The sequence below is a fragment of the Tenacibaculum finnmarkense genomovar ulcerans genome (assembly GCF_900239495.1).
Classification (GTDB): Bacteria; Bacteroidota; Bacteroidia; order Flavobacteriales; family Flavobacteriaceae; genus Polaribacter; species Polaribacter ulcerans.
The window spans coordinates 134309-156891 of the sequence record NZ_OENE01000015.1; the positions used below are offsets into that span (position 1 = coordinate 134309).

The 22583-nt window shown below is 32.5% G+C and carries 16 protein-coding genes; 5 read left to right on the forward strand and 11 right to left on the reverse strand.

What is annotated here, in order from left to right; genetic code table 11:
- Positions 1 to 54 precede the first annotated feature (54 nt).
- Genes DPIF8902391_RS05775 through hutH form a run of 3 tightly spaced genes read right to left on the reverse strand, consistent with a single transcriptional unit; the run spans position 55 to position 4153 of the window.
- Positions 55 to 603: a DUF4136 domain-containing protein gene (locus DPIF8902391_RS05775; protein WP_172505282.1), complete on the reverse strand. Its 549-nt coding sequence runs from the start codon at positions 601 to 603 to the stop codon at positions 55 to 57.
- 11 nt (positions 604 to 614) lie between these two features.
- Complete coding sequence (locus DPIF8902391_RS05780; protein WP_172505409.1) at positions 615 to 2651, reverse strand: urocanate hydratase; 2037 nt, start codon at positions 2649 to 2651, stop codon at positions 615 to 617.
- A 14-nt stretch (positions 2652 to 2665) separates the two neighbouring features.
- A complete protein-coding gene (gene hutH / locus DPIF8902391_RS05785; RefSeq protein ID WP_101955154.1) occupies positions 2666 to 4153 on the reverse strand; it encodes a histidine ammonia-lyase in 1488 nt (495 codons plus the stop codon).
- 79 nt (positions 4154 to 4232) lie between these two features.
- Here hutH and DPIF8902391_RS05790 point away from each other — a divergent pair, with 79 nt between their 5' ends.
- The 4 genes from DPIF8902391_RS05790 (at position 4233) to DPIF8902391_RS05805 (ending at position 11134) form a co-directional block, all read left to right on the forward strand.
- Complete coding sequence (locus tag DPIF8902391_RS05790) at positions 4233 to 5129, forward strand: LysR family transcriptional regulator (protein WP_172505283.1); 897 nt, start codon at positions 4233 to 4235, stop codon at positions 5127 to 5129.
- A 472-nt stretch (positions 5130 to 5601) separates the two neighbouring features.
- Positions 5602 to 9042, forward strand: a complete 3441-nt coding sequence (locus DPIF8902391_RS05795; protein WP_172505284.1) for a methylmalonyl-CoA mutase family protein — start codon at positions 5602 to 5604, stop codon at positions 9040 to 9042.
- Positions 9043 to 9243: 201 nt separating this feature from the next.
- Positions 9244 to 9666 (forward strand): hypothetical protein, encoded by a 423-nt coding sequence (locus tag DPIF8902391_RS05800; protein ID WP_058885669.1) that lies wholly within the window; start codon positions 9244 to 9246, stop codon positions 9664 to 9666.
- Between the two features lie 571 nt (positions 9667 to 10237).
- The gene (locus DPIF8902391_RS05805) at positions 10238 to 11134 is read left to right on the forward strand and encodes a WYL domain-containing protein (protein ID WP_058885670.1); all 897 of its coding nucleotides are present in this window, start codon (positions 10238 to 10240) and stop codon (positions 11132 to 11134) included.
- Positions 11135 to 11403: 269 nt separating this feature from the next.
- Here the strand turns inward: DPIF8902391_RS05805 and recQ are convergent, their stop codons facing one another.
- The 8 genes from recQ to DPIF8902391_RS05845 all read right to left on the reverse strand — a co-directional run bounded on the left by recQ (position 11404) and on the right by DPIF8902391_RS05845 (position 20457).
- A complete protein-coding gene (gene recQ, locus DPIF8902391_RS05810; protein WP_172505285.1) occupies positions 11404 to 13518 on the reverse strand; it encodes a DNA helicase RecQ in 2115 nt (704 codons plus the stop codon).
- 222 nt (positions 13519 to 13740) lie between these two features.
- Positions 13741 to 14508, reverse strand: coding sequence for a tryptophan synthase subunit alpha (gene trpA, locus DPIF8902391_RS05815; protein ID WP_172505286.1), 768 nt, complete (start codon positions 14506 to 14508; stop codon positions 13741 to 13743).
- Between the two features lie 4 nt (positions 14509 to 14512).
- Entirely contained in the window at positions 14513 to 15691 is a 1179-nt protein-coding gene (gene trpB / locus DPIF8902391_RS05820; RefSeq protein ID WP_058885673.1) for a tryptophan synthase subunit beta, read from the reverse strand.
- A gap of 29 nt (positions 15692 to 15720) precedes the next feature.
- On the reverse strand, positions 15721 to 16380 hold the full coding sequence (locus DPIF8902391_RS05825) for a phosphoribosylanthranilate isomerase (protein WP_242037266.1): 660 nt from the start codon (positions 16378 to 16380) through the stop codon (positions 15721 to 15723).
- 23 nt (positions 16381 to 16403) lie between these two features.
- Entirely contained in the window at positions 16404 to 17192 is a 789-nt protein-coding gene (gene trpC / locus DPIF8902391_RS05830; protein ID WP_058885675.1) for an indole-3-glycerol phosphate synthase TrpC, read from the reverse strand.
- Positions 17193 to 17315: 123 nt separating this feature from the next.
- Positions 17316 to 18305, reverse strand: a complete 990-nt coding sequence (trpD, locus tag DPIF8902391_RS05835; protein WP_172505288.1) for an anthranilate phosphoribosyltransferase — start codon at positions 18303 to 18305, stop codon at positions 17316 to 17318.
- Between the two features lie 14 nt (positions 18306 to 18319).
- Positions 18320 to 18898, reverse strand: a complete 579-nt coding sequence (locus DPIF8902391_RS05840) for an anthranilate synthase component II (protein ID WP_172505289.1) — start codon at positions 18896 to 18898, stop codon at positions 18320 to 18322.
- 158 nt (positions 18899 to 19056) lie between these two features.
- On the reverse strand, positions 19057 to 20457 hold the full coding sequence (locus tag DPIF8902391_RS05845) for an anthranilate synthase component I family protein (RefSeq protein ID WP_172505290.1): 1401 nt from the start codon (positions 20455 to 20457) through the stop codon (positions 19057 to 19059).
- A 372-nt stretch (positions 20458 to 20829) separates the two neighbouring features.
- On the opposite strand from DPIF8902391_RS05845, the gene asnB reads away from it, so the two are divergent.
- A complete protein-coding gene (gene asnB, locus DPIF8902391_RS05850; RefSeq protein ID WP_172505291.1) occupies positions 20830 to 22494 on the forward strand; it encodes an asparagine synthase B in 1665 nt (554 codons plus the stop codon).
- Positions 22495 to 22583: the final 89 nt, after the last annotated feature.

Below are 22583 nucleotides of genomic sequence, written 5' to 3' on the forward strand. Positions count from 1 at the left end.
TTAGTTTCTTTAATTAACGCATCTTTTTATAAATATTATAAAGGTCTTAACTTTCTACTTTTTACTATTTTCTAGCGGATATTCAGCCAATATCTCTTTTACAAATTCTTTAATTCTAGCTTGCTTTCTTTCAGCACTACGACTACTTAATGCACCAGTACCAATACCCTGCCAAACCAAAGCTTTATTTTGAGCATCTAAAACATCAATAAATAAAGTTCCTTCTGTATATTGAGATACATTTATTCGATTCATGTTATTCAAGCCAATCATGCCATAATAATTTGGATAATAAAACCCGCCATACATCCTATCATTAACATTAATTCGTTCTCTTGATTTTGTAAACAAACTCACTAAAACATCTGGTGAAGTTGATTTTGTCATACCTTTTGCTATTAATTCTTGTTCAATAGCACGCATAATACGTTTTTTATCTAAATCAGAAATAGCCGCTTTGTCAATTCCTTTTTTATAAAAAGCAAATGTTTTATAACTATTAAAATCAGCTTCTGTATCGTAATCGGTTGTTACTCTTACCGAACTGCACGAGGTTATCATTAAAGCGATAATTGGCAAAAAAAATAGGCTAGATAATTTCATTTTAGTAGGATTTATTCTTGTTTAAAATCAGTATTAAATAAGGCATCATCTACAAAATTAGGAACGGTAACTTGCAATTCCTTTTCAGACTTCATAGCACGTTTAATTGCAAAAACAGCGCCTTTATTTCTCGCCCAACTTCTTCGTGCAATTCCGTTATTTACATCCCAAAAAAGCATTGATTTTAAGCGTTTTGATGCTGCCTTAGAACCATCAAGAAGCATGCCAAAACCACCGTTGATAACTTCACCCCAGCCAACGCCACCACCATTATGGATAGACACCCAAGTAGCACCTCTAAAACTATCGCCAATTACATTTTGAATTGCCATATCAGCGGTGTAACGAGAACCATCGTAAATATTTGAAGTTTCTCGATATGGCGAATCGGTACCCGAAACATCATGATGATCACGCCCTAAAACAACCTTTCCTATCTTCCCTTTTTTAATCGCTTTATTAAAAGCTTCGGCAATTTTTGCACGTCCTTCTGCATCGGCATATAAAATACGTGCCTGCGAACCGACGACTAATTTATTTTCTTGTGCGCCTTTAATCCATTGAATATTATCCGCCATTTGCTGTTGAATTTCAACAGGAGAATTCTTTCTGATTTTCTCTAAAACTTTACAAGCGATCGCATCTGTTTTGGCTAAATCTTCAGGATTTCCCGAAGCACAAACCCAACGAAAAGGACCAAAACCATAATCAAAACACATCGGTCCCATAATATCTTGCACATAACTAGAGTAGGCAAAAACTTCGCTTCCTAATTTTGAATTATCCACCGTACAAAAAGCATCATTTTCATCTTTATGAACCGTTGCTCCTGCTCTACTTGCTTCTAATAAAAAGGCATTTCCGTAATCAAAGAAATATGTTCCTTTTTCAGTATGTTTATTAATCGCTTTTGCATGACGACGCAAGGTTTCCTGTACTTTTTCTTTGAATAATTCAGGCTCATTTGCCATCATTTCATTGGCATCATCAAAAGAAATATCGGCAGGATAATAACCACCCGCCCAAGGATTATGTAACGATGTTTGATCCGAACCTAAATCGACAGGTACATTTTCTTTGTCAAATTTCTCCCAAACATCTACGATATTTCCTAAATAAGCAATTGAAACTGTTTCTTGATTTTCTTTTGCAATGCGAACACGCGCCACTAAAACATCTAAATCGGTGATTTTTTCATCAATCCAACCTTGCGATAAACGTATTTCTGTAATCTTTGGGTTTACCTCAGCACAAACCGTAATACAACCTGCAATGCTTCCTGCTTTTGGTTGTGCGCCACTCATTCCGCCTAAACCTGCGGTTAAAAAGACATTTCCTTTAGGTGATTTTTTAATTTTTCGAAACGCATTTAATACCGTAATTGTAGTTCCATGCACAATTCCTTGCGGACCAATATACATATAACTACCTGCGGTCATTTGCCCATATTGGGTAACTCCTAAGGCGTTGAATTTCTCTAAATCATCAGGTTTTGAATAATTTGGAATCATCATTCCGTTAGTAACCACCACTCTTGGAGCGTCTTTATGCGAAGGAAATAAACCCATCGGATGCCCAGAATACATGGTTAAAGTTTGAGTATCTGTCATTTCAGACAAATATTTCATAGTTAATAAATATTGCGCCCAGTTAGAAAAAACGCCACCATTTCCGCCGTAGGTAATTAATTCATGCGGATGTTGGGCTACCGCATAATCTAAATTATTCTGAATCATTAACATGATTGCTTTTGCCTGGCTACATTTCCCTGGATATTCGTTAATATCTCTTGCCTTCATTTTATAAGTAGGACGAAAACGGTACATATATATTCGTCCGTAATCTTCTAATTCTTTAGCAAATTCAGGCAATAAAACAGCATGATGTTTTGCATCAAAATAACGCAAAGCATTTTTTAGCGCTAATTTTTTTTCTTCGGATGTTAAAATATCTTTACGTTTCGGAGCCCTATTTATTGACGATTCGTACACGGGCATTTCAGGTAATTCATTAGGAATACCTTGCTTAATTTGTTTTTTAAATGACATCATAATTTCTTTTTTTAACAAACTTTAAACTCTTGATTTTTAACCATCTTAATTAACGCATTAATATCATCTTTCAAAATACGATCTTCCTCTAATTTAGCTACTTTATTTCTGATAATTTTAAAATTTTCTTCTAAAATTGGCGAAAAAGTATTTGGTCTTCTAAAATCCATTGCCTGTGCTGCGTACATTAATTCGATGGCTAATATTTTATCTAAATTTCCTAATATTTGATTGAATTTTCTTCCTGAAATACTTCCCATAGATACATGATCTTCCTGCCCTAATGAGGTTGGCACACTATCTGCCGAAGGCGGAAAACATAAGGATTTATTTTCGGTAACCAAAGCTGCCGTGGTATATTGAGGAATCATAAAACCAGAATTTAAACCACCTGCCGATGTTAATAACCTTGGCAAACCGTGCTTTCCTTCTAGCAATAAATAACAACGTCTGTCGGCTATATTTCCTAATTCAGAAACTGCAATTGATGTATAATCTAACGCCATTGCTAAAGGCTGTCCGTGAAAATTACCTCCCGAAATTGCTTCGGTTTCACTCAGTACAATTGGGTTATCGGTTACAGAATTCATTTCTATTTCTGCCAATTCTTTTAAATGTGCATAGGCATTTCTTGACGCTCCATGAACCTGTGGCATACAACGAATCGAATACGGGTCTTGCACTCTTTCGAATGTCGTATCAGCAACATTTTCAGAATCTTTTAAAAGCATTCTCATGCGTTCAGCTACTTTTAAATTCCCTTTAAACGGGCGAATTAAATGCAATTCTTCTTTAAACGGCGATACATTTCCTGAATATCCTTCTAAGGTCATTGCCCCAGTAACATCGGCTAAATCTAACACATATTCCATTTTTTTCAAGCCTAAAATAGCGTGCGATAATATAAATTGCGTACCATTAATTAAACCTAATCCTTCTTTTGCCATTAATGTTAAAGGCTGTAAATTATGCTTTTTTAACACTTCTTTTGCTGAAATAATTTCTTCGGATTGCCAGAACTCTCCTTCTCCTAACAACGGTAAAAACAAGTGTGACAACGGCGCTAAATCACCAGAAGCGCCTACCGAACCTTGCTCAGGAACAACAGGTAATAAATCGTTTTCAATAAAATAGATAATACGTTCAATTAGCTCTAAACGAACCCCTGAAAAACCTTGACAAAGTGCATGAACCTTACAAATCATCATCATTTTTGACAATTCTTTATCAATAGGATTACCAACACCAACAGCATGGGTTATCAATAAATTTTCTTGTAATTTACTGGTTTCTTCAGGCGATATTTGCACGTCGCACAAAGGACCAAAACCGGTGTTAATTCCGTAAACAGCAGCGGTTGAATTTGCCATTACCTCCACCTTTGTTCTACATTCCTTTATTTTAATTGCGGCATCGCTTGTAACCACCGCTTTTAAAGTTCCTTTTGATATTTCAATAACTTTATTTACCGTTAAGGCATCTATTCCGTACTTAAACATTGGCTTCTATTTTATTTTACACAAAGTTATTTATATTTTTGATACCTAATAAGACTTAAAAAGTTATCAATTGATACCCATGAGTAATCAAAGAAGTAATCAAACAGAACTACGCCATCTTCGTTATTTTTTAGCGGTTGCCGAATGTTTACATTTCAGAAAAGCAGCAGAACGCTTGTTTATTTCGCAACCAGGATTAAGCCGACAAATTAAACAAATGGAAGCCGATTTAGAAGTGCAATTATTTGTGCGTCATAACAGAAAAGTAGCATTAACCGAAGCGGGAAGCTATTTAAAGGTAGCACTTACTCAAAATTTAAAAAACCTAAATCATATTTTTGAACATGCCAAATTGCTACAGGAAGGTAAAAATGGGCATTTGAATTTTGGTTATGTAGGTTCTGCAATGCAAGAAATCATCCCTAATTTATTGATTGAATTTAAAAAAGACCACCCAAATGTGCAATTCGGATTGCAAGAAATGGACAATCAAAAACAAATTGACAGCCTGCTTTCTAAAGATATTGATATTGGTTTTGTAAGGCTAGATAGAGTCCCTAGAGGACTTGCCATTCAGCCGATTTTAAAAGAGCCGTTTTGCTTGGTTTTACCGAAAAATCACCCTGTAAATAATGATACTTTTAAAGGGTTATCGGCATTAAAAAACGAATCATTTATTCTTTTTGATCCGTCTTATAGTCCTTCTTATCATGAAAAAGTAATGCAAATTTTTGATGATGCTAAATTCGCTCCTATAATATCGCATAATACCATTCATGCAGCTTCAATTTATAAATTAGTGGAAAATAATTTTGGTTTATCAATTGTTCCCAAATCGCTACAATATGGCTATGATATGGGCGTAAAATTTATTGACCTTACCACTATAAAACAACGCACTACCTTGTCGGTTGTTTGGCATAAAAATAATAGCAATCCTATTTTAAAATCACTACTAGAAAAAACAATACCTTAACCAATAGCTTACTAAAACAATATACTTTCCAAAATATAAATGCTTATTTTTACACACAAACCACCCCTTATAATTCTATGATTTTTATTTCAAAATTTCTTATTCCTAAAGGATTTGTTGGGCTCACTTTGTTTCCCTTTATCTTTCTAAAAAGAAAAGAATTAAAAGACAATTATATTTTAATAAATCACGAAAAAATTCACCTAAAACAACAGCTAGAATTACTCGTTATTTTCTTTTATCTTTTTTATGGCATCGAGTGGCTTGTAAAATGTTTTAAATATAAAAACGGATATTTAGCGTATAAAAACATCAGTTTTGAAAGAGAATCTTACCAAAATGAAGACAATTTATACTACCTTGAATCGCGTAAAAAATGGGCTTTTATTCATTATTTATAAGTCGTAAAGAATTGCTGTCTTTTTTAATAAATTCGTAAATTGCTTCATTAATTTGATTTAAAGCACTACGGATGAGAAAAATAACACCCTATAAACCAACAAACAAAATACGAATTGTAACGGCTGCTTCATTATTTGACGGGCACGATGCTGCCATAAATATTATGCGTCGAATTATTCAATCCACAGGTGTTGAAGTAATTCATTTAGGGCACGACAGAAGCGTTGAAGAGGTTGTTAATTGTGCTATTCAAGAAGATGCCAATGCTATTGCCATGACCTCTTATCAAGGCGGACATATCGAGTATTTTAAATATATGTTCGATTTATTAAAAGAAAAAGCTGCTAGTCATATCAAAATTTTTGGTGGCGGTGGCGGTGTAATTCTTCCTGAAGAAATTAAAGAATTGATGGATTATGGAATTACACGTATTTATTCTCCTGATGATGGACGCGCACTAGGATTGCAAGGAATGATTAACGATGTGGTTAAAACTTCTGATTTTGCCATTGGCGATGTTTTAAATGATGAAATAAATCATTTATCAAAAAAAGATATTGGAAGTATTGCCCGTATTATTTCTTCCGCAGAAAATTTTCCTGAAGTAGCAAAAGAAACGTTACGTACAATTCACGAAAAAAATAAAAATTCGAAAACACCTGTTTTAGGGATTACAGGAACTGGTGGTGCTGGAAAATCATCTTTAGTTGATGAATTAGTACGCAGGTTTTTAATAGATTTCCCTAAAAAAACTATCGGAATTATTTCTGTTGATCCTTCAAAAAGAAAAACTGGAGGTGCTTTATTAGGCGACCGTATTCGTATGAATGCCATTAATAACGACCGTGTTTATATGCGTTCGTTAGCAACTCGTCAATCGAATTTAGCGTTATCAAAATATGTAAATGAAGCTATTGAGGTTTTAAAAGCCGCAGAATTTGATTTAATCATTTTAGAAACCTCTGGAATTGGGCAATCTGATACCGAAATTATAGAACATTCTGATACCTCATTATATGTAATGACGCCAGAATTTGGGGCTGCAACACAATTAGAAAAAATCGATATGCTTGATTTTGCTGATTTAGTAGCGATTAATAAATTTGACAAACGTGGCGCTTTAGATGCTATTCGAGATGTGAAAAAGCAATATATGCGCAACAATAATTTGTGGGATATTCATATGGATGATATGCCTGTTTTTGGAACAATTGCTTCTCAATTTAATGATCCTGGAATGAATACCTTGTACAAGCGTATTATGGATAAAATCGTTGAAAAAACAGGCGTTGATTTAAAATCAGAAATGGAAATCACCAAAGAAATGTCTGAAAAAATCTTTGTAATTCCACCACGAAGAGTTCGTTATTTATCTGAAATATCAGAAAGTAATAGAGCTTATGATCAAAAAGTAGATAGCCAAGTTATTGTTGCTCAAAAATTATATGGTATTGTTCAAACCATTTTATCTATTCTTCCCAAGGAAATAAAAGAAGATTTTTTATCTAAAAATGGATTAGAACAAGATGATATTTTAAAAGAAACTCCAAAAGATGAAATTGATTTTGCTAAATTATTAATAGCACAATTCGATAAAGTAAAACTAAATCTTGATCCTCATAATTGGGAAGTAATTTTAAATTGGAAAACCAAAGTTCAAAAATATAAAGACCCTGTTTATAGCTTTAAAGTAAGAGATAAAGTAATTAATATTGATACGCACAGTGAATCTTTATCGCATACACAAATTCCGAAAGTAGCTTTACCAAAATACCAAGCTTGGGGCGATTTATTACGTTGGAATTTACAAGAAAATGTTCCTGGTGAGTTTCCATATACCGCAGGATTATATCCATTTAAAAGAACTGGTGAAGACCCAACACGAATGTTTGCTGGTGAAGGAGGACCAGAACGTACCAACAGACGTTTTCATTATGTAAGTTTAGGAATGCCTGCAAAGCGTTTATCAACTGCTTTTGATTCGGTTACTTTATACGGAAATGATCCTGGTAGAAGACCCGATATTTACGGAAAAATAGGAAATGCAGGAGTTTCTATTTGTTGTTTAGATGATGCTAAAAAATTGTTTTCTGGTTTCGAATTAACACATGCTTTAACTTCTGTAAGTTTAACAATTAATGGTCCTGCGCCGATGTTGTTAGGTTTTTTTATGAATGCGGCAATCGATCAGAATTGTGAAAAACACATCAAAGAAAATAATTTAGAGGATTTAGTTGAGTCTAAATTCAATGAAATTTATGATTCAAAAGGTTTAGAAAGACCGACATATCAAGGAGATTTACCTCAAGGAAATGATGGTTTAGGATTGATGCTTTTAGGATTAACTGGCGATATGATTTTACCTGCGGATGTATATGCTGAAATCAAAAAAACTACCTTAGCACAGGTTCGTGGTACGGTTCAAGCGGATATTTTAAAAGAAGATCAAGCTCAAAATACCTGTATCTTTTCAACAGAATTTGCCTTGCGTTTAATGGGTGATGTGCAAGAATATTTTATAAAAGAACAGGTTCGTAATTTTTATTCGGTTTCAATTTCTGGATATCATATTGCCGAAGCTGGTGCAAATCCGATTACGCAGCTTGCATTAACACTATCCAACGGATTTACTTATGTTGAATATTATTTATCTCGTGGAATGGATATTAATAAATTTGGACCTAATTTATCGTTCTTTTTCTCTAACGGAATTGACCCTGAATATTCAGTAATTGGTCGTGTTGCTCGTAAAATTTGGGCAAAAGCCATGAAACATAAATACGGAGCAAACTCAAGAGCGCAAATGTTAAAATATCATATTCAAACCTCTGGGCGGTCTTTACATGCTCAGGAAATTGATTTTAATGATATTCGTACAACCTTACAAGCTTTATATGCGATTAACGATAATTGTAATTCGCTACACACAAATGCTTACGACGAAGCAATAACAACGCCTACCGAAGAATCTGTACGTAGAGCGATGGCAATTCAATTAATCATCAATAAAGAATTAGGATTAACTAAAAATGAAAACCCGATTCAAGGTGCTTTTATTATTGAAGAATTAACCGATTTAGTGGAAGATGCGGTATTAACTGAATTTGATAGAATTACAGAACGTGGCGGTGTTTTAGGTGCAATGGAAACCATGTATCAGCGTTCTAAAATACAAGAAGAAAGCTTGTATTACGAAACTTTAAAGCATAATGGAGAATTTCCAATTATCGGTGTAAATACTTTTTTAAGTTCGAAAGGTTCGCCAACGGTACAACCTGCGGAAGTTATTCGTGCAACCGAGCAAGAAAAACAATTTCAGATTCAAACCAAAGAATTAGTGAACAAAGCCAATGAGATAAAAGCGCAAGAACAGCTAGTTATTTTACAAAAAGCAGCGGTTCAAAATGATAATTTATTCGATAAATTAATGGAAGCAACAAAATTCTGTTCGTTAGGGCAGATTACCGAAGCTTTATTTAAAGTTGGTGGTCAGTATAGAAGGAATATGTAATAAATATTCCTAAAATTAACAGATTACACGCTACAGGATTTAAAAAATGATGAGCTAGTCTAATCGTATTTTCTTATTATATAAAAAAACAGGTGTATTTAATACATAATAAACAATGATAAAAGTCATTAAATGACATAAATAGTAAGCGTAAATTTACAGTATTAAATTAATTTAGACCAACCAATTAAAAAACTACTTATGATATTAAACGCAACAGAAGGACAGTTAGAAATTACAATGGACAAACCAGCTTTTAACAAGTTTTCCTTTAAAGATGCTGGCTTAAAAGAAGATTCATACACTGTTGAAGGTGGTAACTTACGTTTAAAAATAGCATTAGGATATATTCAAGATTACCGTTTTTTTAAAATGCCTGTTATCGAATTAGAATACGAAAACAACATCAAAGAAAGTGGATGGATTGTTGAATTTAATGGTGAAAACATTTTAGAAGCAAAAGATCATTCTGGTTCTAAAACTGTTTTATTATTAAACCGTAATAAAATGAGTAAATTAGTACATCGTCATGAAAATACCTTAATTATTCATGGTGATTTTTCTGAAGCAGTAAAAATTAAAAACACCAGTACGCTTAACTTATTAGAAGCGCCAAGTCATTAATATTTTTAGTATTTTTTTTTCATATACCAAAATCCTCAAGTAAATTACTTGAGGATTTTTTCTATTCACTAAATACAATCGAAAACTTCATAGCAAAAGCATCCGATTGCACTTTTATTCGCAATTACGTTATCTCATCATAGCGGTGTTTTGATAACGTATTAACAAATTATATTCTCTTCTTTCTTTTTCTAAATTTCCCCACTTAAAATAAAACACTCCAAAACTGTAATTTTTCTATAATTTTCATATTCTCTATTTTTAATAATTCTATTTCTTTTCATTTTAGCTAAATGATAAATAAGTAATTTCCTCTTTTAAATTCCAATCATCAGCGATGTATAATTTAGCATCATTATAAGTCGTTGCTCTTGTTTGTTTTTTTCTTGAGAAGTATTTTCTACCTCACTTACCTCTTCGAGTTCTTTCATAATAATTTTGTTTTTAATTTATACTACAAAGTAACAGCTTCGTTTTCCACGAAAACAGGAAAACAAAAAGATTTCCCATTTTGATGGAAAATCAAGGCGTATATTTGAAATGAAAAAGAAGTGAAAATTTAAAAAAATCTATGAAAAATAACATCAGTAAAAAAATCCAACGACAAATTGCAATCATCAACTTTTTAAAAATCGAAACAAAATCTAGTAGCGATATTTTAAATCATCTCGCCTTTAAAGGGCATAGTAAAAGCACGAGTACTTTGAGTAATGATATTAAAAGTTTAAAAGAAAGTGGTTTCAAAATTGACGATAATACCAAAGGATATTACACCTTGTTTTTAGACGAATGTAACGAGCTTTTTTCGCATTTTGTGAAATATCAATCGATGGCTATTGCCTATGAAAAAGCCTTGCAAATACCCGAAAAAAATTTGCAATATATTTTATTTGAACCCAATGCTTTAGAATTTAATTTAGAAATTTTCAGTACTATTTTTGATGCCATTATTACAAAAGTAGCGGTAATTTTTAAGCACGTAAATTATAAACGAAATAACGCTGTAAAAAAATATATTTTTGAACCCTATGTGTTAAAAGAATTTCAAAATAGATGGTATGTTATTGGCAAAACCGAAAAAGGCTACCGAACTTTTTCTTTGGATAGAATTTCAGATTTACAGCTTACCAAAAATAAAATCGCTATTAATTTAGAACGTATTGAAGAAAAATTACGCTATACCGTTGGCGTGAGTTTTAATGAAGAAACCATCAAACCGATACAAATTAAATTGAAAATTAATAATAGCCAGAAAGAATATATAAAGACAACGCCTATTTTTAAATATCAAAAAATAACCGAAGAACATGCTGATTTTTTTATCTTGAGTTTATTTGTAGGAAATTCGATAGAGCTTCATCAAAAAATATTAAAATACGGGCATAGAATTGAAGTTTTAGAACCACTTAGCTTGCGTGAAGAAATTGCCAATGAAGTGAAAGAATTAATGAAAAATTATAATATTTAGTTCTCCATTAATCCTTTTCATTGAAAAATTCACATATAATTTTATGTCTGAATTTCTTTTTTATTTTTAGAGCCTGTTTAAGTTTTAAAGAAAGTCTTTTTCAAAACAGATAAACGTCATGCTGAATTTATTTCAGCATCGCATCAACAGGAAAACTACAGCAAATCAGGATGCGAACCTGAAATAAATTCAGGTTGACCGATGCGATTCCTTTTTTTGTCATATTTTTTTTCAGATGAAATTTAAACAGGCTCTTATTTCTTATTTTATCAACTATTTTTTTGCAAAATACTAAGCCCAATTCGTATTTGTTCATACGGAACTTTTTCGCCTAAAAATTCAAAATAAGGTTTTAAAGTTGATTCATTTTTTAAAACTTTTTTGGCATTTGCTATTAACTTTACAGTATCGGCAGTTATAAATTTTTGCAAATCAATCTCTTTTCCTTCTAAATATAATTTTGATAAATGAGAAAATATTGTTTGGGCTTTTAAGCTTCTTTTTTCGGCTATTTCATCAATTGTAAAACCTTCTTTGTATAATTTATAGGTTTCTAAAGTCGTATCTTTTTTACCTTGTTTTTTATCTTTTATAAATTTTTTAATTTCGTCCATAAATTCGCCACCGTACACTTCTAATTTTCTGTTTCCAACACCACTAATGGCTAAAAATGCCGAATCTGTTTGCGGACGTTCGTTTTCTAAGGCTCGTAATGTAGCATCACTAAAAACTAAGTATGCAGGAATATCTTCTTCTTTTGAAATGCGATAACGCAATTTTTTTAACGCTTCAAACAAGCTTCCTGTAGCTGTTTTTGTAGTTGATTTTTTACCTTTTACTCCTGGTATTTTTTCCTCTTTCTTAAATTCAACAGGCGTTGTTAATTGCACTTTTTGACCATCAAAAAGTACTTTTTTTGAAAATTCTGTTAACTGTAAGCTATTCTTTAAGTGAAAAGCAATTCGGCAATATCCTTGATTTATCAACTGAACAATATAATGTTGCCAATGCTGCCATGAAATATCATTTCCGATGCCATAGGTTTTTAAAGTTTGATAATTTTTATCAAAAACATTGGCATTTTTTGCCCCTCGAAGCACGTCAATTACAGTTCCCATTCCTTCTTTTTCTCGCAATCTGTAAATTGCCGAAAGCGCTTTTTGAGCAATAATAGTTCCGTCAAAAAACTGTACTGGATTTTTACAAACATCACAATTTCCACAATTTTTTTCAATCAATTCGCCAAAATAACTCAGTAAAATTTTTCGTCGGCAAACCGTTGCTTCCGAAAACTGCTTCATGCGGTCTAACTTTGCAGTTTCCACTTCCTGATTGCTACTATTTGCAATAAATTGACGCAGCTGAATTACATCGGCATAACTATGAAAAAGCAAGGCTTGAGCTGGCAAACCATCTCTTCCTGCACGTCCTATTTCTTGATAATATCCTTCAATATTTTTGGGCATATTATAATGAATTACCCAACGCACATTCGATTTATCGATTCCCATTCCAAAAGCAACCGTTGCACAAATAATTTGCACATCATCTTTTATAAAATCTTCTTGAGTTTTAGCACGTTCTTCAAAAGCTAAACCTGCATGATATGCTTTTGCATTAATATTTTGTTGCTTTAATTTACTTGCTAATTGTTCGGTCGCTTTTCTACTTAAACAATAAATAATCCCCGAATCGTTGGGTTTTTGCTTGATAAATTTAAGTATTTTCTGCACCCTATCATTTGCCGGGCGCACCTCTAAACTGATATTTTCTCGATTAAAAGAGCTCACATATTTAGTCGCATTTGGCACTGATAATTGCGTTAAAATATCTTCCTGAGTCGCTTTATCAGCAGTTGCCGTTAGGGCGATAATTGGTGTATTTGGCAAGGTTTTTTTCAAGAAAGACAACTGCTTATAAGATGGTCTAAAATCATGTCCCCAAGAAGAAATACAATGCGCTTCATCAATAGCAATGCAACTTATATATTTTTCATTTAATACATTTTGAAGCAATGACAAACTCTCTGGAGCTACATAAATAAGCTTTACTTTTTTGTTAATAATAGCATCAAAAACCGCCTCTTGTTCTTCCGATGATTGACTACTATTATAATAAGTTGCCGTAATTCCATTAGCTTTTAGGCTATCAACCTGGTCTTTCATTAACGCAATTAAGGGCGAAATAACCAAGGTAATTCCATCAAAAAATAAGGACGGTAATTGAAAACAAATAGATTTCCCACCTCCTGTTGGCATAATTACCAGCGTATCTTTTTTAGCTAAAACATTTTCAATAATTGTTTTTTGCTCTAATCGAAAACTGTCATATCCAAAATTTTCTTTTAATTTTACGAGTAAGTCTTGTTCTGTTAGCTGTATCATTTTACAAAAATAATCATAAAAAAAAACGTAAAAATTAAATTCTACGTTTCTTTTAACTGGTTATTTAAAATATTTTGAAGCTATTTCCCGCTTTCCGCACTCGCTTTTTTTATTTTTTTAAAAGAAAAATAAAACAGCCCTCAAACAATTGCTTCAATCGGGGCTAAACATTTTTACAATAGTATTTGCAAAGTATTAAAACAGATTGCATCTTTATAAAAATTAAGCATTAATAACAGTACTAACAAAATTAGAAATACCTGCAACACCATTTTTATCTAAATCTTTTATAAAAGCAGAACCAATTATTGCTCCATCGGCATAACTACAAGCAGTTGTAAATGTTTTGTTGTCAGAAATACCAAAACCAACCACTAATTTACTTTTTAAATTCATTGCTTCAATTCGCTTAAAGTAATCAATTTGTTCTGTTGATATTTCTCCTTTTGCTCCTGTAATAGATGCCGAAGCAACTACATAAATAAAAGCATCCGTTAGTGCATCAATTTTTCGAATACGTTCTTCAGAAGTATGTGGCGTTATTAAAAACACATTAGTAATTCCGTATTTTTCGAATAACGCTTTATAATGATTTTCATATTCAATCATTGGTAAATCAGGAAAAATAACAGTTTTCATACCGCAATCTTGTACTGCTTGACAAAATTTATCCTCACCATATTTAATAAGCTGATTCAAATACCCCATTAAAACTAATGGCGTTTTATTGGTGTCTTTAACTGATTTTAGTTGCTCAAAAACAACATCTAAATTCATTCCATTTTGCAAAGCTCTATGGCTACTGTCTTGTATGGTAGTACCATCGGCTAAAGGATCTGAATACGGTAAACCAACTTCTATAAAATCAACACCATTTTCACTTAAATCGTGTATAATTTTGGTGGTATCATCTAACTTTGGAAAACCTGCTGTAAAAAATATAGAAAGTAAATTCTTCTTTTCTTGAAATATTTCTTTTAATAATTTCATGTCCTTACGCTTTTAAATGCTTCATATACGTTTCTAAATCTTTATCGCCTCTTCCTGATAAATTCACCACAACTACTTGGTCTTTTTTAAATTTTATTTTAGATAAAACAGCCAAAGCGTGTGCACTTTCTAAAGCAGGAATAATTCCTTCTAATTTAGTTAATTCAAAAGCAGCTGCTAAAGCTTCATCATCGGTTGCGTTCAAAAATTCGGCACGCTTAGTTTCATGTAAAAAAGCATGTAAAGGACCAACTCCTGGATAATCTAATCCTGCAGAAATAGAATATGGCTCTGTAATCTGCCCGTATTGATCTTGCATTAAAATAGTTTTACTTCCGTGAATTACACCAACCTGCCCTAATTGAGATGTTGCTGCACTTTCGCCAGAATCAACTCCTAAACCACCAGCTTCAACAGCTATTAAACCGACTTCTTCATCTTCTAAATAATGATAAAAAGCACCAGCCGCATTAGAACCACCTCCAACACAGGCAATAATTGTATCAGGGTTTTCTTTTCCTGTTTTTTCTTTTAGTTGCCATTTCATTTCTTCTGAAATAATAGCTTGTAAACGTGCTACCATATCAGGATACGGAGCAGGACCAACCACAGAACCAATTAAATAATAACTATCAGGATGCTGAATCCAATAACGAATTGCTTCGTTTGTAGCATCTTTTAAGGTTTTACTTCCGCTTAATGCAGGCACAACTTTAGCTCCTAACATTTTCATTCGAGCAACATTAGGCGCTTGCCTTGCAATGTCTTTTTCTCCCATAAAAACAATACATTCCAAGCCCATTAAAGCACAAACTGTAGCAGTTGCAACACCGTGTTGTCCTGCACCTGTTTCGGCTATAATTTTTGTTTTCCCTAGCTTTTTAGCGATTAAAATCTGTCCAACAGTATTGTTTACTTTATGCGCTCCTGTATGATTTAAATCTTCCCGTTTTAAATAAATAGTAGCGCCATATTTTTCTGATAATCTTTCTGCCAAATACAACGGAGTAGGACGACCAACATAATCTTTCAACAATGACTTATACTCTTCTTTAAACTCTTTAGATTCGATAATTTTAATATAATTATCTTCTAACTCTTGTACGTTTGGATGTAATAATTCAGGAATAAATGCACCTCCGAATTGCCCGTAATATCCTTCTTTAGTTGGTTGAAATTTCATAATTTAATTTTTAGTTTTCTTCACGAACTTTAAAAAACATGAAGCTCTTTTTTAAACTTTTCTAATTTTTTTACTGATTTTAAACCTGCTGATGCTTCAAATTTACTATTTACATCTACCGCATAAATAGGTAAATTCAATGCTTTTAATTTATTGATTTCTGATACTTCTTCTAACCCAATTCCTCCACTTAAAAAAAATGGTTTCGTTAAATTATATTTTTGAAGAACAGCCCAATCAAAAGTAATTCCGTTTCCTCCTCGCTCTTTTCCTTTAGTATCGAACAAAAAGAAATCAACTAATGATTCGTAGGGTTTTAAAACTTCAAAATCGAAGGTGTTTTCACTATTTTTACTACTTTTAATGCCAAAAACTTTTACAATTTCGGGTGTTTTATATTTTAAATGCGGCTTTTTATCAGCAATACTTTCGGTAAATATCGTTTTTAATTTTGTAATATATTCTGGAGATTCATCGCCATGTAATTGCAGCATATTTAAACCATATTCTTCGGTTAATGAAACTACAATTTCAGGGATTTCATTCACAAAAACACCTGCTTTTTTTATCTCCTTAGGTAAATCGGGAATAATTCCCTCAAAATTTCTTGTTGATTTTTCGTAAAAAATAAATCCTAAATAATCAGGCTGCAATGCGGCAACTTCTTGGATATTTTGTACGTATTTCATTCCACAAACTTTCAATTTCATACTTATCGTATTTGTGCTATAAATTCTTTACAAGATTCGCCAGGATTGGCTGTTTTCATAAAGTTTTCACCAATTAAAAACCCTTGAAAACCATGTTCTTTTAAGCCCGTAATAACTCTTGGGTCTGAAATTCCGCTTTCTGAAACCTTAATTGCGGTATCAGGAATTTGCCCTGCCAAGTTAATAGAATGTTCTAAATCAACTTCAAAAGTTTTCAAATTACGGTTATTAATACCAATAATTTTATTGTCTAAATCATTAATTTTATCTAAATCTTCTTTGGTGTGCACTTCGTATAAAACCTCCAAACCTAAATCGTTGGCTAATTGTCCGTAATTTTTAAGTTCTTGTTTTGTTAAACAAGCTGCTATTAACAATACAACATCTGCCCCAATTGCTTTGGCTTCTACAATTTGAAAACCATCAACAATAAAATCTTTTCTTAAAATTGGAACTTGCTGATTTACGGTTCTTGCCTGTAGTAAATCCGCCATGGTTCCGCCGAAAAAATTCGTATCGGTTAAAATAGATTGTGCGGCAACATTGGCATCTAAATAACCATTTGTTACCTCAATAATTGTTGCTTTGTCGTTAATAATTCCTTTGGATGGTGATTTGCGTTTAAATTCGGCAATAATTCCTGTTGAACCAACTTTTAATAAGGACTTTTTTAATGAAAATGGGTCGTTTTTAAAATTGGGACTTTTCACCAATTTACTTACAGGTACTTCCGCTTTTATTTTGGCGATTTCTGTTTTCTTAAAGGCTATTATGTTATCTAAAATTGTCATATAATTAATTATGAATTCAAAATTATGAATTACGATTTAGTGTTTCTAATGTTTTTTTGAATACTTCCGATAATCTTTACTATTTCTTCAATATCCTTTAATAATGATGCTGATTATTTATTGCTAGTTCGTAATTATCTTTTTTAAACACGCTTTTGCTTTCAATCCTAATAAAGAATCTTTTGCTTGGCTGTAAGCTTCTTCAAAACTCTTATTTTCATCAACAATTTTTAAAGCAAATGCAGCATTTGTTAACACAACACTGTTTTGTGCTTCCGTACCATTTCCTTCAATAATATTTTTGAATATTTTAGCGGCATCGGCAACCGATTGTCCTCCAAAAACATCAGATTGTTGTAATCTTTTTTGTCCTAAATCTTCAGGGTTTATTAATTGTTCTCCATTTTTAGTAAACAATTTAAAACCGCTTGTTAATGAAATTTCATCATAACCATCAAGTGCATGTACAATTCCATAATTTGTATTTTCTTCTTGCAAAATATAATTATACAAACGAGCAACTTCTAAATTAAACGTTCCTAATAATTGGTTTTTTGGCGAACTCGGGTTTACCAAAGGACCTAAAATATTGAAAAACGTTTTTAACGCTAATTCTTTTCTTGTTGCACTCACCGCTTTCATTGCTGGATGAAATTTCGGTGCGTGTAAAAAACAGATATTTGCTTTTTCTAAATGCGATTTTAAAGTAGCTTCATCATTGGTAAATTTATAGCCAAAACTCTCTAGCATATCCGAAGAACCCGATTTTGACGACACCGAATAATTACCGTGTTTTGCGACTTTTTGCCCTGTTCCTGCAACTACAAAAGAAGTCATGGTTGATATATTGAACGTATCTTTTCCATCGCCTCCAGTTCCTACAATATCAATGGTATTATAGTCTGAAAAATCTACTTTTATTGCCAATTCTATTAAGGCATTTCTGAAACCCGCAAGCTCATCCACTGTAATTGGACGCATCATAAAAACAGTCATAAATGATGCTAAATGTGCTTCATTAAATTTCCCTGAAGCAATATCGATTAAAACCTGTTTTGCTTGTTGTTTGGTTAATTTTTTATGCTGATATAAATCGTTTAATAATTGTTTCATAGCTTAAAAGATTGTTATTTTTTAGCGTTGTTTAAAAAATTTCTAACAAGTTGCTCCCCAACATCAGTTAATATTGATTCTGGGTGAAATTGCACTGCCGATATATTAAATTCTTTATGCTCAATTGCTTGAATTCCTCCTTGCTCATCTTTTGCAGTAATCATTAATTCTGATGGAAAATTATCGTGAGAGGCTGTCCAAGAATGGTATCTAGCGGCTTTAAATTTAGTTGAAACATCTTTAAATATTACCGCATCTTTTTTGATAATTTCCATTTCCGTAGCAACACCGTGAAATACTTCTCCCATGTTTTCTATTGCTCCACCAAAAACTTCGGTAATTGCTTGTAATCCTAAACAAACACCAAAAATTGGTTTTTTACCCGCGTATTGCTTTATAACCTCTTTTAAAATCCCTGCTTCATCAGGAATTCCTGGTCCTGGGGATAAAAAAATAACATCATAACGGTCAATTTGGGCTATTGAAATTTGATCGTTTCTATATACGTCTGGCAAATTACCTGTAATATCTTCTACCATGTGTACCAAATTATAGGTAAACGAATCGTAGTTATCTAGTATTAATATGTTCATTTCTTTTAAAAATTGAATGATTAAATAATTTTTAATCTTTTTAAATATTTATTTTCTTGATTTCTGGCTGATTTTTTTTTGCGTTAGGGATTGCAACGGCATCCTTTTTATTTTTTTTTTAAAATAAAAAGATATAGTGGAAAGCCCGCTCGAACGCCCTAAATATTCTCTGCTAAAATCAAGGCTTTTTTCAATGCTGCCAATTTATTGTTTACCTCTTGCAATTCTTTTTCTTCATCAGAATGAATTACAATTCCCGCGCCCGCCTGATAATACAACACATTGTTTTTACTAACAAATGAGCGAATCGCAATGGCTAAATTTACCGAGCCATCTAAACCGATAATCCCGACTGCGCCTCCATAAAAACCACGAGATTGATTTTCATAGGTATCGATTAATTGCATCGCCTTGTATTTTGGAGCACCACTTAAAGTTCCTGCAGGGAAAGTGTCGCCAACTATTTCAATCGGATCGCCTTTAATTTCACCTTTTACAGTAGAAACCAAGTGAATTACATGGCTGAAATATTGCACTTCTTTAAATACCTCAACTTTTACATTATCGGCGTGTTTACTTAAATCGTTTCTTGCTAAATCAACTAGCATTACGTGTTCGGCAGTTTCTTTTTTATCTTCGGATAATTTTTTTCCAAGCTTAATATCTTGCGCCATATCGCCAGTTCTTCGGAAAGTTCCTGCAATTGGATTGATAATGGCTTTTCCTTCGCTAATTTTAATTTGTGCTTCAGGCGATGATCCCATTAATTTAAACGAACCGTAGTCGAAATAAAATAAATATGGCGACGGGTTTATAGAACGCAATGCTCGATATACATTAAATTCATCTCCTTTAAATTTTTGCTGAAATTGACGTGATAAAACCAATTGAAAAACATCGCCTCGTTTACAGTGGGCTTTTGCTTTTGCTACATATTGCTTAAAATCGTCATTGGTACAATTGGAAGTTTCTTCGCCTGTTATTTCAAATTTTTGAGTATTGAAAGTTTGGGCTTCAATAATAGTTTCTATTTCTGAAATTCTTGACTCGCCTCCTGCTTCTACGTTTTCAAGTATCGTCATTTCATCATTAAAATGATTAATTGCGATAATAAATCGATAAAAACTATACTGCATTAAAGGAATTTTTGACGGCGCATCTTGTACATTTAATGCGATATTTTCAAAATATTGAACGCTGTCATACGTTGAATATCCGTATAATCCGTTGAATGATTTTAAGGCGGGATCACAGTCTAAATTGATTGATTTTGAGAAATCATTAAACAGGCTGTAAAAATTAGTATCCTTTTTATCTATCTTATTTTTTTCAATAACACTTCCTTGTTTTGAAACAATAAAATCATGATTTTCTACCTTCATTGTTAGCAGCGGATCAATAGCAATAAAAGAAAAACTTTCTTCTTTACTATGATAATCAGAACTTTCTAGCAATAAAGTATTGGCATATTTATCTCTAAAACGCAAATACAAACCTACCGGTGTAACGGTGTCTGCAATTCGTTTTTTACTGACTGTTTTGAATGTCGTTTTATTCATTTTAATTTTATTGTTAAAAACAAAAAAGGCTTATCGTGAGATAAGCCTTTTCTTTATATAATATAACATATAGGTTTCCGCTCACTTATTTTCTAAGAGAGTTCCACCACCATATGTTGTTTTGTTTGATCATTATGAGACAAATATATGAAAGTTATTTTAATAATTTATTTTCTTCTTTTAAATTTTAAGTAATTTATTATCAAACAACATTAGAACTACTTAAAAGCAATCTATAAACTTTCATTTAATAATAAAAAACAACTTTAAAGTTTCAATATGTAACTCAAAAACACATTCTTATTTATAATAACAAACATATATCTAATATTTGCAATGTAATTAGAACAAGAAAATTTAAAATATAAGATTATGTGTGGAATTGTATGTGCGTTTGATTTAAAGCAACCTTCGGATAGTTTACGACCTCAAGTTTTAGAAATGGCTAAAAAGATTAGACATCGTGGACCAGATTGGAGTGGTGTTTATAGCGATGATAAAGTAATTATGGCACACGAAAGATTGGCAATTGTAGATCCTGCTTCAGGACAACAGCCTTTATTTAGTGCCGATAAAAAACTAATTTTAGCAGCAAACGGCGAAATATACAACCACAGAGAATTAGCGAAAAACCTTAAAAATCCTTATGAATTTCAAACAGCTTCTGACTGTGAAGTAATTTTAGCGCTTTACAAAGAAAAAGGGGTAGATTTTGTAGATGATTTAAACGGAATTTTCGGTTTCGCTTTATACGATGTTGAAAAAGATGAGTACTTTGTTGCTCGTGACCACATGGGAATTATTCCTTTATATATTGGTTGGGATCAGAACGGAACTTTTTATGTTGCCTCTGAATTAAAAGCCTTAGAAGGTACTTGTGCAAAAATCGAATTATTTCCTCCAGGACATTATATGTCTAGTAAAGATGGAAAATTTGTACAATGGTACAAAAGAGATTGGGAAGATTATCAAGCAGTAAAAGACAACGAAACGAGTATTTCCGAAGTAAAAGAAGCTTTAGAAGCAGCCGTTCACAGACAATTAATGAGTGATGTTCCTTACGGTGTTTTACTTTCTGGAGGATTAGATTCTTCAGTAATATCGGCAATTGCGAAGAAATATTCACAAAAAAGAATTGAATCTGATGATACCTCAGCAGCTTGGTATCCGCAATTACATTCTTTTTCTGTTGGATTAGATGGTTCGCCCGATTTGGCTGCCGCTCAAAAAGTAGCCGACCATATTGGAACAGTTCATCATGAGATAAAATTTACCATTCAAGAAGGTTTAGATGCTATTAAAGATGTAATCTATAACATAGAAACCTACGATATTACCACAATTCGTTCTTCTACGCCAATGTATTTAATGGCACGTGTTATTAAATCGATGGGTGTTAAAATGGTATTATCTGGTGAAGGTGCTGATGAAATTTTCGGAGGATATTTATATTTTCACAAAGCGCCAAATGCCGAAGAATTCCATGAAGAAACAGTTCGTAAATTAGATAAATTACATATGTACGATTGTTTGAGAGCAAACAAAAGTTTAATGGCTTGGGGAATTGAAGGACGTGTACCATTTTTAGACAAAGAGTTTATGGATGTTGCTATGCGCATCAACCCACAAGACAAAATGATTAACGGTGAGCGCATGGAAAAATGGGTAATCCGTAAGGCTTTTGAAGATATGTTACCTGAAAGTGTTGCTTGGAGACAAAAAGAGCAATTTTCAGATGGCGTTGGTTATGATTGGATTGATACTTTAAAAGAAGTAGTTGATAAAGAAGTTACCGACGAACAATTAGCAAACGCTAAATTCAGATTCCCAATTCAAACTCCACAAAATAAAGAAGAGTTTTATTATAGAACTATTTTTGAAGATCATTTCCCTAGTGATACCGCTGCATTAAGCGTCCCACAAGAAGCAAGTGTTGCTTGTAGTACAGCTATTGCATTAGAATGGGATGAAGCATTTAAAAACATGAACGAACCATCTGGTAGAGCAATTATGAGTGTTCATGATGATGCTTATTAAAGATATATTTAGAATCTATTTTCAAATAAAACACTTTTGCTTAATTAAAAAATAGCGCACAAGTATTAAAAAAATTAAAAGCTCAAGTC

What these genes read in the sequence shown, in the direction of transcription:
- DPIF8902391_RS05775 (WP_172505282.1), bottom strand. Translation starts at nt 603, where the DNA reads ATGAAATTATCTAGCCTATTTTTTTTGCCAATTATCGCTTTAATGATA.
- DPIF8902391_RS05780 (WP_172505409.1), bottom strand. Translation starts at nt 2,651, where the DNA reads ATGTCATTTAAAAAACAAATTAAGCAAGGTATTCCTAATGAATTACCT.
- hutH (WP_101955154.1), bottom strand. Translation starts at nt 4,153, where the DNA reads ATGTTTAAGTACGGAATAGATGCCTTAACGGTAAATAAAGTTATTGAA.
- DPIF8902391_RS05790 (WP_172505283.1), top strand. Translation starts at nt 4,233, where the DNA reads ATGAGTAATCAAAGAAGTAATCAAACAGAACTACGCCATCTTCGTTAT.
- DPIF8902391_RS05795 (WP_172505284.1), top strand. Translation starts at nt 5,602, where the DNA reads ATGAGAAAAATAACACCCTATAAACCAACAAACAAAATACGAATTGTA.
- DPIF8902391_RS05800 (WP_058885669.1), top strand. Translation starts at nt 9,244, where the DNA reads ATGATATTAAACGCAACAGAAGGACAGTTAGAAATTACAATGGACAAA.
- DPIF8902391_RS05805 (WP_058885670.1), top strand. Translation starts at nt 10,238, where the DNA reads ATGAAAAATAACATCAGTAAAAAAATCCAACGACAAATTGCAATCATC.
- recQ (WP_172505285.1), bottom strand. Translation starts at nt 13,518, where the DNA reads ATGATACAGCTAACAGAACAAGACTTACTCGTAAAATTAAAAGAAAAT.
- trpA (WP_172505286.1), bottom strand. Translation starts at nt 14,508, where the DNA reads ATGAAATTATTAAAAGAAATATTTCAAGAAAAGAAGAATTTACTTTCT.
- trpB (WP_058885673.1), bottom strand. Translation starts at nt 15,691, where the DNA reads ATGAAATTTCAACCAACTAAAGAAGGATATTACGGGCAATTCGGAGGT.
- DPIF8902391_RS05825 (WP_242037266.1), bottom strand. Translation starts at nt 16,380, where the DNA reads ATGAAATACGTACAAAATATCCAAGAAGTTGCCGCATTGCAGCCTGAT.
- trpC (WP_058885675.1), bottom strand. Translation starts at nt 17,192, where the DNA reads ATGACAATTTTAGATAACATAATAGCCTTTAAGAAAACAGAAATCGCC.
- trpD (WP_172505288.1), bottom strand. Translation starts at nt 18,305, where the DNA reads ATGAAACAATTATTAAACGATTTATATCAGCATAAAAAATTAACCAAA.
- DPIF8902391_RS05840 (WP_172505289.1), bottom strand. Translation starts at nt 18,898, where the DNA reads ATGAACATATTAATACTAGATAACTACGATTCGTTTACCTATAATTTG.
- DPIF8902391_RS05845 (WP_172505290.1), bottom strand. Translation starts at nt 20,457, where the DNA reads ATGAATAAAACGACATTCAAAACAGTCAGTAAAAAACGAATTGCAGAC.
- asnB (WP_172505291.1), top strand. Translation starts at nt 20,830, where the DNA reads ATGTGTGGAATTGTATGTGCGTTTGATTTAAAGCAACCTTCGGATAGT.